Source organism: Microbacterium excoecariae, from assembly GCF_011326725.1.
Lineage (GTDB): Bacteria > Actinomycetota > Actinomycetes > Actinomycetales > Microbacteriaceae > Microbacterium > Microbacterium excoecariae.
Window position 1 is genome coordinate 1,208,073 of record NZ_JAANCO010000001.1, and the last position, 13,986, is coordinate 1,222,058.

Below are 13,986 nucleotides of genomic sequence, written 5' to 3' on the forward strand. Positions count from 1 at the left end.
ACGCCCCCGGTCCGCGGACCCTCCGTGAGGCGCGTCAGTTTGTGGGCGAATCGACGCGCGGGAAAGGTCACGGATCGGTTAAGCTGGCCGGAACGGAAGGAGAGCGCGTGTCCCAGCAGAATGAGTCGATGCACACGATGACGCGGCACATCCCCCGTGTCGGCGGGAACGACGGCACGGGCGATCACACGCAGACGTTCGGCCACGACGCCGACCTGTCGTTTGTCCCCTTCCAGGGCGAGTTGACGCAGGCGGAGCTCGACGCGGTCGCGGCGCTCCCCTCCGGCGCCGCTTTGCTCCTCGTCCGTTCGGGCCCCGGAGCGGGCGCGCGGTATTTGCTCGATTCCGAGTCGACCACGGTCGGTCGTCACCCCAACGCGGGGATCTTCTTCGACGACGTCACGGTCTCGCGCCGGCACGCCGAGATCACGCGTTCGCGGGCGGGCTTCGAACTCGTCGACCAGCGCTCCCTCAACGGCACGTACGTCAACGGCGAGCGCGTCGATCGGGCGGCGCTCGCGAATGGCGACGAGGTGCGCATCGGGAAGTTCCGCACGAACTTCTTCAGCTCGCCGCGCGACCTGCAGGCGACGGCGCACTGATGGCGGCCGCGGCCGCGGGCAGGGCGGCGGCCGCGAGGGTGGACGGCCCGCTCCTGTCGATCGGGCAGGTGCTCTCCAAGCTCCAGCGCGATTTTCCGAAGCTCACTTCGAGCAAGCTGCGCTTCCTCGAGGTGCAGGGCATCGTCTCGCCGCAGCGCACGACCGCGGGCTATCGCAAGTTCTCGCCGTCCGACCTGGAGCGGTTGCGTCTCGCGCTGACGCTGCAGCGGGATCACTACATGCCGCTGACCGTGATTCGTGCGGCGCTCGATGACCTCGACGCCGGTCGCACCCCCGATCTGCCCGAGAGCATTGGGCCGGTCCCGGGAACGCGCTATACGCGGGACGAGCTCCTGCAGGCCGCCGGCGCCCCCGCGCAGCTACTCAACGATGCGTTCAGCCTGGGGCTCATTGAGCCCGCGGCGAGCTACGACGCCGATGCGCTGGGAATCATGCGATCGCTCGTGGCGCTCGATCATCACGGCATCGACCCGCGCCACGTGCGCGCGATGCGCCAGAGCGCCGAGCGCGAGGCAGCCCTCATCGAGGTGGCGCTCGCGCCGCTGCTGCGGCGGGCGGACACGCCGTCGCGCGCCCGCGCCCAGGAGCTCGCGCCGCAGCTCGCCCAGCGCCTCGACGAGGTGCGCGGGATCCTGGTGCGACAGGCGCTCGGGCGGATCCTGCCCGAGTGACGGCGCGGGGTCACGATTCATAACGCTTGCGAGACACGCCGCCGGTTCGGGCGCGGATGTCGTTGATGGTGCACCCGGTGCGCCGTACTGTGGGGGAGACCCCGAAGAGAGGAAGACGATGAGCGCGGGATACCCCGATCAGGGCGGCTTCGCCGTCGATCTTCTCTTCACCGACGGCCTGCCGAAGCTCGACCCCGAGATGGGGTACCGCGGAGCGGTCGCCGCCAAGGCGGCGGGAATCACCTACCGCCAGCTCGACTATTGGGCCCGGACCGAACTCGTCCTTCCGACGATTCGCGGAGCGCAGGGATCCGGCTCGCAGCGCCTCTACGGTTTCCGCGACATCCTCGTGCTCAAGCTCGTCAAGCGGCTGCTCGACACGGGAATCTCCCTGCAGCAGATCCGCGTCGCGGTCGAGCAGCTCCGCGCGGCGGGGATCCGCGATCTCGCGGGAACGACGCTCATGAGCGACGGGGCGTCGGTGTACCTGTGCACCTCGAACGACGAGGTGATCGATCTGGTCAGCCGCGGGCAGGGCGTGTTCGGCATCGCCGTCGGCAAGGTCCTGCGCGAGGTCGAGTCCACGCTGGTGGAGTTCGACCCCACCGCCCCCGACCCCGTCGATGAGCTCGCCGCCCGTCGCGCGAAGAAGACCGCCTAAGACGCGTCGCGTACGCGAAGCGGGGCGCCCCGCGGGGCGCCCCGCTTCGCGTACGCGGTCGGTTATCCCGCCTGCGGGCCGTTCTCCGGCACGGGCACGTGTCCGGCCTCCACGATGCGATCGAGGAGGCGGTCGAAGTCGGCCGCGAGCTCCTGCGCGCTCTCGCCCGGCCACACGTGCAGGGGCTTCGCGGCGCCCTGGGCCTGCTGGAGCGAGGTGCGCTCGGGGAGCTGCGGCTCGAGCACGAGGTCGCCGAACATGTCGCGCAGCTCCTTGATGCGGAACTGGTGCTCGACCGACTGCGGGCGCACCCGGTTGACGATGATGCCGAGCGGCTGGAGACGCGAGGAGAGGCCGCGGCGGATCTCCTCGATCGCGCGGAGCGCGCGGTCGGCTGCGGCGACCGAGAACAGGCCCGGCTCCGTGACGACCGCGACGCGGTCGCTCGCCGCCCACGCCGTGCGGGTCAGCGCGTTGAGGGAGGGGGCGCAGTCGATGAGGACGAGGTCGTACTCGTCCTCGAGCATCGCGAGCGCCTCCTCCATCTTCCAGACATCGCGCACCGAGGGGTGGGGCCCGTCGTAGTTGATGGCCGACGGGCTGCCGAGCATGATGTCGATCGTGCCGGGGTGGACCTTGGTCCACCCGCTCGAGGCGATCGCCTGACGGACCGTCTTCTCCTTGGGGTTCTCGAGCACGTCGGCGACGTTCAGTCGCCCGGCCGTGTTGACGTCGAGGCCCGTGGAGACATCCGACTGCGGGTCGAGGTCGACGATGAGCGTCCGAATGCCGCGCGCGAACGCGGCCGACGCGAGGCCCAGGGTCACCGTCGTCTTGCCGACGCCGCCCTTCAGTGAACTGACGCTGAGTACGTGCACACGCCTACGCTACCGTCCCCTAGGCTGTGAGCCATCCGGGCCCGCCGATTAATCGGCGGGAAATCCCGCAGCCGAGGGAGGCTCATGTTCTCGAAGGTTCTGGTCGCCAACCGCGGGGAGATCGCGATTCGCGCCTTCCGCGCCGCATACGAGCTCGGGGCCCGGACGGTGGCCGTCTTTCCGGTCGAGGACAGAAATTCCCTGCATCGGCTCAAGGCCGACGAGGCGTATCAGATTGGGGAGGAGGGCCACCCGGTCCGCGCCTACCTGGACGTCGACGAGATCGTGCGCGTCGCGGTCGAGGCCGGGGCCGACGCGATCTACCCCGGGTACGGGTTCCTCTCCGAGAATCCCGACCTCGCCGCGCGCGCGGCCGAGCACGGCATCGCCTTCATCGGGCCGCCCGCGCGCGTGCTGGAGATGGCCGGGAACAAGGTCACGGCGAAGGAAAACGCGATCGCGGCGGGCGTGCCCGTCCTCCGGTCCACCGAGGCGAGCGACGACGTCGCCTGGCTTGTCGCGCAGGCGGACGAGATCGGCTTCCCCCTGTTCGCCAAGGCGGTCGCGGGCGGCGGCGGGCGCGGCATGCGGCGCGTCGAGGAGCCCGCGCAGCTCGCGGGCGCGCTCGAGGAAGCCATGCGTGAGGCGGGCAGCGCCTTCGGAGACGCGCGCATGTTTCTCGAGCAGGCCGTCCTGCGCCCTCGGCATATCGAGGTGCAGGTCTTGGCGGACGCGCACGGATCCACGGTCCACCTCTTCGAGCGCGACTGCTCCGTGCAGCGGCGCCACCAAAAGGTCATCGAGCTGGCGCCCGCGCCGAACCTCGCGCCCGAGATCGCGGCCGCGCTCCATCGCCACGCCGTTGCCTTCGCCGAATCGATCGGCTACGTGAACGCCGGCACCGTGGAGTTCCTGCTCGAGACGGCGGGCCCGCGCGCCGGCGAGGTGGTCTTCATCGAGATGAACCCGCGGATCCAGGTCGAGCACACCGTCACGGAGGAGGTCACCGACGTCGACCTCGTCCAGGCGCAGATGCGGATCGCGGCGGGCGAGAGCCTGCGCGACCTCGGGCTGGAACAGGACGCGATCCGGCTGCACGGTCAGGCGATGCAGACGCGCATCACGACCGAGGACCCGGCGGCCGGGTTCCGGCCCGACACGGGGAGGATCACGACGTACCGCTCGCCGGGCGGGGCCGGGATCCGCATCGACGGCGGGACGACCGCCGCCGGCTCGCAGGTGTCCCCGCACTTTGACTCCATGCTCGCCAAGCTCACGGTGCGCGGGCGAGACTTCCCCTCCGCCGTCGCCCGCGCGCGGCGCGCCCTCGCGGAGTTCCGGATCCGCGGCGTCGCGACGAACATTCCGTTCCTCCGCGCGGTGCTCGACGATCCCGCCTTCGTCGCCGGCGACCTCTCGACGTCGTTCATCGACGAGCGGCCCGAGCTGCTGCGCGGACGCGTGTCGAAGGACCGCGGCACGAAGCTCCTGCGGTGGATGGTTGAGCAGACCGTCAACCAGCCCCACGGCCCGCGGCCCACGCTCGGCGACCCGCGGGCGAAGCTGCCGCCGATCGACCTCGAGGCCCCCGCGCCCGCGGGGAGTCGCCAACGCCTCGCGGAGCTCGGGCCCGAGCGGTTCGCGGCCGCGCTGCGGGCGCAGAAGCCCCTCGCCGTGACGGAGACGACGTTCCGCGACGCGCACCAGTCCCTGCTCGCGACCCGGGTGCGCACACGCGACCTGCTCGCCGTCGCGCCGCACGTGGCGCGCCTCGAGTCGCAGCTGCTCTCGGTCGAGGCGTGGGGCGGCGCCACCTACGACGTCGCGCTCCGGTTCCTCGGCGAGGATCCGTGGGATCGCCTCGCGAACCTGCGGGACGCGCTCCCCAACGTCGCGATCCAGATGCTGCTGCGCGGGCGCAACACCGTCGGGTACACGCCCTATCCGACGGAGGTCACGGACGCGTTCGTCGAGGAGGCCGCCGCGACCGGCGTGGACATCTTCCGCATCTTCGACGCGCTGAACGACGTGGAGCAGATGCGACCGGCGATCGACGCCGTGCGCGCGACCGGATCCACGCTCGCCGAGGTGGCCCTGTGCTACACGGGTGACCTCGCGGATCCGTCCGAGCCGCTCTACACGCTCGATTACTACCTCCGGCTCGCCGAGCGGATCGTCGGCGCGGGCGCGCACGTGCTGGCGATCAAGGACATGGCGGGCCTCCTGCGCCCCGCGGCGGCGGCGCGGCTGGTGACGGCGCTCCGGCGCGAGTTCGACCTCCCCGTGCATGTGCACACGCACGACACGGCGGGCGGGCAGCTCGGCACCCTGCTCGCCGCGAGCGCGGCGGGCGCCGACGCGGTCGATGCCGCGGCCGCGCCCATGGCCGGCACGACGAGCCAGCCCGCGCTCTCGTCGGTCGTCGCGGCCCTCGCGCACACCGTGCGGGACACGGGCCTGGACCTTTCGGCGGTCGCCGACCTCGAGCCGTACTGGGAGGCCGTCCGGCAGGTGTATCGGCCGTTCGAGTCCGGGCTCGCGGGCCCGACCGGGCGCGTGTACACGCACGAGATCCCGGGGGGCCAGCTCTCCAACTTGCGCCAGCAGGCGATCGCCCTCGGACTTGCGGGCGACTTCGAGCGCATCGAGGACATGTACGCGGCGGCCGATCGCATGCTCGGGCGGATCCCCAAGGTGACCCCCTCGTCGAAGGTGGTCGGGGACCTCGCGCTCCACCTCGCCGCGGTCCGCGCCGACCCCGCCGAGTTCGAGGAGCACCCGGAACGCTTCGACGTGCCCGACTCGGTTGTCCGGTTCATGGCGGGCGAGCTCGGCGAGCTTCCGGGCGGGTGGCCGGAGCCGTTCCGATCGAAGGTCCTGGCCGGTCGCGACGTGCGCGTCGGGGTGACGCCGCTCGGCGCGGAGGATGCGCGCGTGCTCGCCGCCGCCGGCCACGAGCGCCGCGTGGCTCTCAACCGGTTGTTGTTCCCGCAGCCGACCGCGGTGTGGGAGGACACGGCGCGCGCGTACGGAGACCTGTCCGTGCTCGACACGCGCGACTACCTGTACGGCCTCGAGCCGGGCGCCGAGCACATCGTCGAGCTGGAGAAGGGCGTCGAGCTCTACGTCGGCCTCGAGTCGATCGGCGACGCCGACGACAAGGGCATGAGGTCCGTCATGACGACGCTGAACGGGCAGCTCCGCCCCGTGGAGGTGCGCGATCGCTCGATCGACGTCGAGGTGCACGAGGCGGAGAAGGCGGATCCCGCCCGCCCGGGCCACGTGAGCGCGCCGTTCTCCGGCGTCGTGACCCTGAAGGTGGCCCCCGGCGACGTCGTCGAACAGGGTGCCGCGATCGCGTCGATCGAGGCGATGAAGATGGAGGCCGCCGTCGGCGCGACCATCTCCGGGGTCGTCGAGCGCGTCGCGATCGCGCCGACCTCGTCCGTCGACGCCGGCGACCTTTTGGTCGTCATCGCGCCCGCCGAGTAGCATCTCCGGGGCGGGAGACACCCGCCGCGGGCCCCGCGCCCCGGTGATTCAGGAGTTTTTCGTGGCAGCACAGAGCAATCCGTCTCCCGACGGACACGACGACAACGGCGTGCTCGACGGCGCCAGCGTCGAGACGACGTCCCTCGATCTCGGCGGGACGTCGCACGTGCGCGTGTCCCTCCCCGCCGGGTATCGCGACGAGGACGATCTCGACGACGACGTGCTCGCCGACGAGCTCCCGCACGACGCGCACCCCGCGACCGACGACGTGGCGATCGCGGAGCTCGACGAGGACGAGGACGGCGACGACGACGAGCCCGCCGAGGACGAGTCGGCGGATCACGAGTCCGCGTCCGACGAGGTCGCCGAAGATGACGCCGCCTCCGACGAGGTCGGGGAAGACGATTCCGAGCGCGACGAACCCGAGCGTGACGCGGCCGGGACCGACGGTGAAGAGCCCGAGGGCACCGATCCCGCGGCGGAGAGCGTAGACGGCGACGGGCCCGAGGGCGCCAACGCGGCGCCGGACCCGTCCGGCTCGGAGGCTTCCGCGGAGGCGGCCGCCGACGTCGCGGGCGATCCCGCCGGGGATGCCCCGTCCGATGCTGTCGCCGCGTCCGCCGTGGCCGTCCGCGAGCCCGCGCCCGTCGCCGCGGCCGTCTCGGACGAGGCCGCCGCGGCCGTCGTCGAGGCCGCCCGACCCCCGCGCGCGTCGTTCATCACCCCGCCCGCGCGCCGCGCCGGCGACGTCGGGGCCTCGGCCGCGCGCGAGTCGAGCGACGTCCTCACGGCCGACCGACTCCTGGAGACCGGCGCGATCCGCCGCCCCGAGCCGCAGGACCCGTGGCGCCGCATCGTCTACTCCGCGACGCGCGGGGTCATCAACCTCGGCGACAGCAAGCGCACCCGCGCACGCAAGGAGCTCACGGCGCGCATCGCGGCGCCGCTCGGCGGATCCGCGCGCTTCGTCCCCGTGCTGAGCCGGAAGGGCGGCGTCGGCAAGACGACCGTGACGGCCCTCGTCGGCATGGCGCTCGCCGACGCGCGCGAGGATCGCGTCGTCGCGGTCGACGCGAACCCCGACCGCGGCACGCTCGCGGAGCGCATCGCCCCGAACTCGGCGGGCAAGACGGTGCGCGACCTCGTGCGCGGGCACGACGGGATCCGCGGGTTCGGCGACATTTCCGCGCACGTCACGCGCGACGCCACGCGCCTCGACGTCCTCGCCTCGGACGCGGATCCGCACGTCGCCGACGCCTTCAGCGACGCCGACTACCGCAGCGTCGCCGAGATCGCCGAGCACTACTACTCGATCGTTCTCACCGACACGGGCACGGGCATCGTCCATTCCGTGATGGACGCGACGCTCGAGATGGCCGACCAGCTCGTCATCGTCTCGGGCCTCAGCGTTGACGAGGCCCGCCTGGCTTCCGAGACGCTCACGTGGCTCGAGGCGAACGGCCACGCCGACAAGGCGCACGCGGCGATCGTCGTGCTCAATCAGGACAGCCCGGGCGCGCCCCTGGTTCGCATCGAGGAACTCGATGCGCACTTCCGCAGTCGCGTGCGCCACGTCGTGCACCTGCCGTACGATGCGCGCCTGGCGACGGGGAGCGCGATCGCGTTCCACGAGCTCGACCGGGCGACGCGCGAGGCGGCGCGCGAGCTCGCCGCCCTCGTGGTCGAGGGGGTGCGCGCCGCATGACGGTGCGGGAGATCCGCCTCTACGGCGACCCCGTGCTGCGCACGGCCTGCGCCGAGATCGGGGAGATCGACGAGGGCGTGCGTGCGCTCGTCGATGACCTTATCGAGACGGTGCGCGTGCCGGGACGCGCGGGCGTGGCCGCGCCGCAGATCGGCGTGGGGCTGCGCGCCTTCAGCTACAACGTCGACGGCCGCGTCGGCGCGATCCTGAACCCGCGCGTCGTCGAGGTGCGCGGCGAGGCGGCGCCGACGGGGGAGGGGTGCCTCTCGGTCCCCGGCCTCTGGCACGATGCCCTGCGCCACCCGTACGCCCGGGTCGAGGGGATCGACGTGGACGGGCGCCCCGTCATCCTCGAGGGCGAGGGCCTGTTCGCGCAGATGCTCCAGCACGAGACCGACCACCTCGACGGCATGGTCTACCTCCAGCGCCTGCCGAAGGACACGCGGCGGATCGCGATGCGCGAGGTGCGCGAGAGCGACTGGTTCTAACCGCACAGAATGCGACAAGGGGCGGGCGCGACGGCGCCCGCCCCTTTCTTTCCGCTCTCAGCCGATAGCGACCGTCGCGGTGACGTCCTTGGGGCCCGAGTAGATGTCGGCGATCTCCTCGGCGAAGTCGGACACGATGACCGCGCGCTTGATCGAGAGCTTGGGCGTGAGGTGCCCCGTGGCCTCGGTCCATTCGGTCGGCAGGACCCGGAAGGCGCGGATCGACTCCGCGCGCGAGACCCGCGTGTTCGCCTCGTCGATCGCCCGCTGCACCTCCGCATGAACCGCCGCCGATCGGGCGGCCTGCTCCAGCGTGAGGTCCGACGACTCCCCGTGGGTCGCGAGCCACGCGGGCAGCATCTCGGGGTCGAGCGTGACGAGCGCGGAGATGAACGGCTTCTGGTCGCCGACGACCACGACCTGCCCCACGATGGGGTTCGCGCGGATCGGGTCCTCCAGCACCGTCGGCGCGACGTTCTTGCCGCCGGCCGTGACGATGATCTCCTTCTTCCGCCCCGTGATCGCGAGGTAGCCGTCGTCGTCGAGCGAGCCGAGGTCGCCGGTGCGGAACCAGGATCCGTCGAAGGCCTCCTCGGTCGCCTCCGGGTTGCGCCAGTATTCGCGGAAGACGTTGACGCCCCGCACCTGGATCTCGCCGTCGTCGGCGATGCGGACGCCCACGCCCGGAAGCGGCGGCCCGACGGTGCCGACCTTGATGCGATCGGGCAGGTTCACGCTCGCCGGCGCCGTCGTCTCCGTGAGGCCGTAGCCCTCGAGGATCTTGATCCCGAGCCCGCGGAAGAAGTAGCCGAGCCGCGGCCCGAGCGGGGCGGATCCGGAGACGGCGTAGGTGACGCGCCCGCCCATAAGGTCGCGCAGCTTGCCGTAAACGAGCTTGTCGAAGAGGCGGAACTGCGCCGCGAGCAGCGGACCGATTCGCTCGCCCTCCTGCTCGCGCCGGGCGTACTCGATCGCCACCTTGGCCGCCCGTCGGAAGATCGCGCCCTTGCCCTCGGCCTCCGTCTTCTGCTCGGCGGAGTTGTACACCTTCTCGAACACGCGGGGGACCGCGAGGAGGAGGGTCGGGCGGAAGGATCCGAGCGTCTTGACGAGGTTCTTCGTGTTCGGTTCGTGGCCCGTGCGCACGCCGCCGTGGATGTAGAGGACCGACATGAAGCGCGCGAACACGTGCGCCGTCGTGATGAACAGGACGGTCGAGGCGCCCGGCTGGTCGATGACCTCGGCGAGGGAACGCGCCGCGTTCTGTGCGGTGTCGACGAAGTTGCTGTGGGTCAGGACGCATCCCTTCGGGCGCCCGGTCGACCCCGACGTGTAGATGATCGTGGCGACGTCGTCGCCGCGTGCGAGGTGGCGGCGTCGCTCGATCTCGTCGTCCTCGACGTCGGTGCCCTGGGCGACGAGGTGGGCGAGCGCCCCTTCGTCCATCCGCCAGTACAGGTCGAGGAGCGGAAGGCGATCGCGCACCTCGGCCACACGCTGGTCGTGTTCGGCGGTCTCGACGAGGAGGGCGACGGCGCCGGAGTCGGACAGGATCCACTGGATCTGCTCGGGCGAGCTGGTCTCGTAGACGGGCACCATAATGGCGCCGGCATAGTGCAGCGCGAAGTCCACGAGGGTCCACTCGTAGGTGGTGCGCGCGAGGAATCCGACCTTGTCGCCCGGGCGCACCCCCGCCGCGACGAAGCCCTTCGCGAGGCGGATGACCTCGTTCTCGAACTCGCGCGCGGACACGTCGCGCCATCGGTCTTCCTCGGGGATGCCGAACAGCGCCTTGTGCGGAGTCTCGCGAGCGCGGTCCGCGAGCAGGTCGGACACGTTTCGGCTGGGGTCGGTCGGCACGATCAGATCGGCGGAGAACTCGATCACGGCAGCTCCTTTGATACCGGTCGGGTGGGTGCGTCTCGGGTGGTGCGCACGCCTGGGCTTGCCTCGAGTCTATGGCCGGTCCGCGCGAGTGTGCTGAGGAATTGTGTCCGCACGACAAGCGCCGTGTCGCGGGTCCGCGCGGGCTAGACTCGTCGCCGTCCCCGACCCCTGGAGTGCGCGCCGTGATCTATTGGATCCTCAAGTACCTGGTGATCGGTCCGGTGCTGAAGGCGATCTTCCGTCCCTGGATCACGGGCGCCGACCACATCCCCTCGCAGGGGGCAGCGATCCTGGCGTCGAATCACCTCTCGGTGATGGACTCGATCTTCCTGCCGCTCATGATCGACCGACCGATGTCGTTCCTCGCGAAGGCCGAGTACTTCACGGGCCGCGGGCTGAAGGGGTGGGCCACGAAGTGGTTCATGACGGGCACGGGACAGATTCCCATCGACAGGTCCGGCGGATCCGCGTCCGAGGCGGCGCTTAACACGGCGCTGCAGGTGATCGGGCGCGGCGACCTCCTCGGCATCTATCCCGAGGGCACCCGCAGCCCGGACGGGCGCCTGTACAAGGGGCGCACGGGGCTGGCGCGCATGGCGCTCGTGGCGAAGGTGCCCGTGATCCCCGTGGTGATGGTCGACACCGACACGATGATGCCGATCGGCGCCACGGTTCCCCGGATCATGCGGGTGGGCATGATCATCGGCGAGCCGCTCGACTTCTCCCGATACGAGGGGCTCGAGGACGATCGATTCGTTCTCCGCAGCGTCACCGACGAGATCATGGTCGCCCTCCAGCAGCTGGGCGGGCAGGAGTACGTCGACGACTACGCCTCGGCGCACCGCGCGCGAGCGGAAGAGCGGGGCGCGGCCGCCGCTAGCTCCTTCTCCTGACCGCGCGCGGCGCGCGCGTGGCGGCCGCTAGGCTGGGGGGCATGCAGCACTCCTCCGACGCGCTGGACGCCTGGCGCGACCTCCCGATCAAGCAGCAGCCCTCCTGGCCCGACGCGGCCGCGGTAGAGCTGGTGTCCTCCGAGCTGGCGACGTTGCCCCCGCTCGTGTTCGCGGGCGAGGTCGACGAGATGCGCTATCGCCTCGGCGAGGCGGCTGCGGGCCGGGCGTTCCTCCTGCAGGGCGGCGACTGCGCCGAGACCTTCGCGGGCGCGACGGCAGACAAGATCCGCAACCGCATCAAGACCGTGCTCCAGATGGCCGTCGTCCTCACGTACGGGGCCTCGATGCCGATTGTGAAGATGGGGCGCATGGCGGGCCAGTTCGCCAAGCCGCGCTCGAAGGACACCGAAACGCGCGGCGACGTGACGCTGCCGGCATTCCGCGGCGAGATCGTCAACGGGTTCGACTTCACCGAGGAGTCGCGCACGGCGGATCCGCGGCGCCTCCTGCAGGCGTACCACACGGCTGCGAGCACCCTGAACCTCATCCGCGCCTTCACGCAGGGCGGGTTCGCCGACCTCCGCGAGGTCCACTCGTGGAACAAGGGTTTCGCCGAGAACCCCGCCAACAAGCGCTACGAGCAGATGGCGACGGAGATCGATCGCGCGATCAAGTTCATGGAGGCGGCGGGAGCCGACTTCGACGAGCTGAAGCGCGTGGACTTCTACACCGGCCACGAGGGTCTCCTCATGGACTACGAGCGCCCGCTGACGCGCGTGGACTCGCGCACCGGGGGCGTCTACGACACCTCGGCGCACTTCATCTGGATCGGCGAGCGCACGCGCGAGCTCGACGGCGCGCACGTGGACTTCTTCTCGAAGGTGCGCAACCCGATCGGCGTGAAGCTCGGCCCGTCGACGACGCCGGAAACGGCGCTCGCGCTCATCGACAAGCTCGACCCCGAGCGTGAGCCGGGCCGCCTGACGTTCATCACGCGCATGGGCGCCGACGCGATCCGCGACGCGTTGCCGCCGCTGCTCGAGGCCGTGCGCGACTCGGGTGCCACGCCGCTGTGGGTCACCGACCCCATGCACGGCAACGGCTTCTCGACACCCACGGGCTACAAGACGCGTCGTTTCGACGACGTGGTCGACGAGGTGCGCGGGTTCTTCGAGGCGCACCGCGCCGCGGGCACGCACCCCGGCGGGATCCACGTCGAGCTCACGGGCGACGACGTGACGGAGTGCCTCGGCGGATCCGAGCAGATCGACGAGGCGACGCTCGCGACGCGCTACGAGTCGCTGTGTGACCCGCGCCTGAACCACATGCAGTCGCTCGAGCTGGCCTTCCTCGTGGCCGAGGAGCTCGAAAAGCGCTAGCGCCCCGCCCCGCGCCGCCCCGATCGATCCGCGTGTTCGGCCGGGGCGGCGCTCGTGGTGTCAACGGCGCGCGTTCTCGCGGCGGCGGTCGAGCACGCCCGCGAGCACAATCACCGCGAGGCCGGCGCACGGGACGATCGCGAGCGCCGTGCGCAGGTCCGTGGCGTTGGCGATGAGGCCCACCGCCGGCGGCGACGCCAAGAACCCCAGGCGCATGAGCCAGGAGACGACCGTGAGGCCCGTGCCGTGGCGGAGGCCGGGGAGCTCGTCGGCCGCGTGCATCGCCGCGGGGACGAGGGTCGCAATCCCGAGGCCGGCCGCGGCGAACCCGACGATGCTGCCGGAGACCGTCCCGAGCGCCAGCGCGACCCCCATTCCGACCACGACGAGCAGGCCGCCCGCCCGCGCGACGGCGCGCTGTCCGAACCTGTCGACGAGCCGGTCTCCCACCAGGCGGCCGACGAACTGGGCGCCGACGAGGGCGATGAGCCCGGTCGCGGCGATCGCTCCGGGCGCCCCGAGGGACGTCAGATAGAGCGCCGCCCAGGTGAAGCCCGCGTCCTCGACGACGCTGCCCGCCATCGCGATGACGACGAGCGCGATGAGCGTGAGGACGACCCGGGCGGGCACGCGGCGCGCGATCTCCGCGCCGGAGGACGCCGCGGCGTGGCCGTCCGGGGTCGGGTCGCGATCCGGCCCCGGCAGGCAATACCGCAGGGCGACAAGCGCGACGACGCAGAAGATCGCCCCCGATATCGCGAGGTGCACCCCGATCGGCAGGCCCACAGCGATGGCGCCGGCGGCCATGGCTCCGCCGAGCACCGCGCCCACCGACCACACGGCGTGGAATGAGTTGAGGATGGACCGGCCCATGGCGCGCTGAACCCGGAGACCGTGCGCATTCTGCGCGACGTCCGTGATCGCGTCGCACGCGCCGCCCACGAGGAGAAAGCCGACGAAGACCCATACGTTCGGGGCGAGGCCCGCGGCCAGCACGCCGAGCGCCGTGAGGATGGTGCTGAACACGGCGGCCCGCGCCGAGCCGAGGCGCCGGATGGCCCAGGCGGCCCCGAGGCCCGCGACGATCGCCCCGACGGGGAACGCGATCACGGCGAAGCCATACTCGGCGTTGTCGAGGCCGAGCGCCTGCTTGATCTCGGGGTAGCGCGGCAGGATGTTCGCGTACAGCGCGCCGTTCGTGAGGAACAGGGCCGAGACCGCGGCTCGCGCGCGGCCGACCGAGGGCGGCTGCGGTGTGGGGCGCATGGGTGTGTTGTCCGATCGTCGAGAGCGGGGAGGGGAACGGAAC

The 13,986-nt window shown here is 71.5% G+C and carries 11 protein-coding genes; 8 read left to right on the forward strand and 3 right to left on the reverse strand.

Annotation, left to right across the window (positions count from 1 at the left end; all coding sequences use genetic code 11):
* The first annotated feature begins 128 nt into the window (after nucleotides 1-128).
* From G8E01_RS05410 to G8E01_RS05420, 3 genes are all read left to right on the forward strand, one after another.
* Nucleotides 129-602, forward strand: coding sequence for an FHA domain-containing protein (locus G8E01_RS05410; protein ID WP_155049080.1), 474 nt, complete (start codon nucleotides 129-131; stop codon nucleotides 600-602).
* Complete coding sequence (gene ftsR, locus G8E01_RS05415) at nucleotides 602-1,294, forward strand: transcriptional regulator FtsR (RefSeq protein WP_166316914.1); 693 nt, start codon at nucleotides 602-604, stop codon at nucleotides 1,292-1,294. The genes G8E01_RS05410 and ftsR overlap by 1 nt, the downstream gene beginning before the upstream one ends.
* 118 nt (nucleotides 1,295-1,412) lie before the next feature.
* On the forward strand, nucleotides 1,413-1,955 hold the full coding sequence (locus tag G8E01_RS05420) for a MerR family transcriptional regulator (RefSeq protein WP_155049050.1): 543 nt from the start codon (nucleotides 1,413-1,415) through the stop codon (nucleotides 1,953-1,955).
* Between the two features lie 62 nt (nucleotides 1,956-2,017).
* Here G8E01_RS05420 and G8E01_RS05425 read toward each other — a convergent pair whose 3' ends face one another.
* Nucleotides 2,018-2,833, reverse strand: a complete 816-nt coding sequence (locus tag G8E01_RS05425; protein WP_166316917.1) for an AAA family ATPase — start codon at nucleotides 2,831-2,833, stop codon at nucleotides 2,018-2,020.
* A gap of 84 nt (nucleotides 2,834-2,917) precedes the next feature.
* Between G8E01_RS05425 and G8E01_RS05430 the strand changes: the two genes are divergently transcribed.
* The 3 genes from G8E01_RS05430 (at nucleotide 2,918) to G8E01_RS05440 (ending at nucleotide 8,518) form a co-directional block, all read left to right on the forward strand.
* Nucleotides 2,918-6,325 (forward strand): pyruvate carboxylase, encoded by a 3,408-nt coding sequence (locus tag G8E01_RS05430; protein WP_166316920.1) that lies wholly within the window; start codon nucleotides 2,918-2,920, stop codon nucleotides 6,323-6,325.
* Nucleotides 6,326-6,386: 61 nt separating this feature from the next.
* Complete coding sequence (locus tag G8E01_RS13030; protein WP_166316923.1) at nucleotides 6,387-8,030, forward strand: nucleotide-binding protein; 1,644 nt, start codon at nucleotides 6,387-6,389, stop codon at nucleotides 8,028-8,030.
* Nucleotides 8,027-8,518, forward strand: coding sequence for a peptide deformylase (locus tag G8E01_RS05440; protein ID WP_166316925.1), 492 nt, complete (start codon nucleotides 8,027-8,029; stop codon nucleotides 8,516-8,518). Before G8E01_RS13030 ends, G8E01_RS05440 begins: the two co-directional genes overlap by 4 nt.
* A 57-nt stretch (nucleotides 8,519-8,575) precedes the next feature.
* Here G8E01_RS05440 and G8E01_RS05445 read toward each other — a convergent pair whose 3' ends face one another.
* Nucleotides 8,576-10,405 (reverse strand): AMP-binding protein, encoded by a 1,830-nt coding sequence (locus tag G8E01_RS05445; protein WP_166316928.1) that lies wholly within the window; start codon nucleotides 10,403-10,405, stop codon nucleotides 8,576-8,578.
* Nucleotides 10,406-10,587: 182 nt separating this feature from the next.
* Here G8E01_RS05445 and G8E01_RS05450 point away from each other — a divergent pair, with 182 nt between their 5' ends.
* Together G8E01_RS05450 and G8E01_RS05455 are read left to right on the forward strand one after the other, a co-directional pair.
* A complete protein-coding gene (locus G8E01_RS05450; protein WP_166316931.1) occupies nucleotides 10,588-11,298 on the forward strand; it encodes a 1-acyl-sn-glycerol-3-phosphate acyltransferase in 711 nt (236 codons plus the stop codon).
* Nucleotides 11,299-11,339: 41 nt separating this feature from the next.
* Complete coding sequence (locus tag G8E01_RS05455; protein ID WP_155049047.1) at nucleotides 11,340-12,677, forward strand: class II 3-deoxy-7-phosphoheptulonate synthase; 1,338 nt, start codon at nucleotides 11,340-11,342, stop codon at nucleotides 12,675-12,677.
* 60 nt (nucleotides 12,678-12,737) lie between these two features.
* On the opposite strand, the gene G8E01_RS05460 is transcribed toward G8E01_RS05455, so the two are convergent.
* Entirely contained in the window at nucleotides 12,738-13,943 is a 1,206-nt protein-coding gene (locus G8E01_RS05460; protein ID WP_166316934.1) for an MFS transporter, read from the reverse strand.
* Nucleotides 13,944-13,986: the final 43 nt, after the last annotated feature.

What these genes read in the sequence shown, in the direction of transcription:
- G8E01_RS05410 (WP_155049080.1), top strand. Translation starts at nt 129, where the DNA reads ATGCACACGATGACGCGGCACATCCCCCGTGTCGGCGGGAACGACGGC.
- ftsR (WP_166316914.1), top strand. Translation starts at nt 602, where the DNA reads ATGGCGGCCGCGGCCGCGGGCAGGGCGGCGGCCGCGAGGGTGGACGGC.
- G8E01_RS05420 (WP_155049050.1), top strand. Translation starts at nt 1,413, where the DNA reads ATGAGCGCGGGATACCCCGATCAGGGCGGCTTCGCCGTCGATCTTCTC.
- G8E01_RS05430 (WP_166316920.1), top strand. Translation starts at nt 2,918, where the DNA reads ATGTTCTCGAAGGTTCTGGTCGCCAACCGCGGGGAGATCGCGATTCGC.
- G8E01_RS05440 (WP_166316925.1), top strand. Translation starts at nt 8,027, where the DNA reads ATGACGGTGCGGGAGATCCGCCTCTACGGCGACCCCGTGCTGCGCACG.
- G8E01_RS05455 (WP_155049047.1), top strand. Translation starts at nt 11,340, where the DNA reads ATGCAGCACTCCTCCGACGCGCTGGACGCCTGGCGCGACCTCCCGATC.
- G8E01_RS05460 (WP_166316934.1), bottom strand. Translation starts at nt 13,943, where the DNA reads ATGCGCCCCACACCGCAGCCGCCCTCGGTCGGCCGCGCGCGAGCCGCG.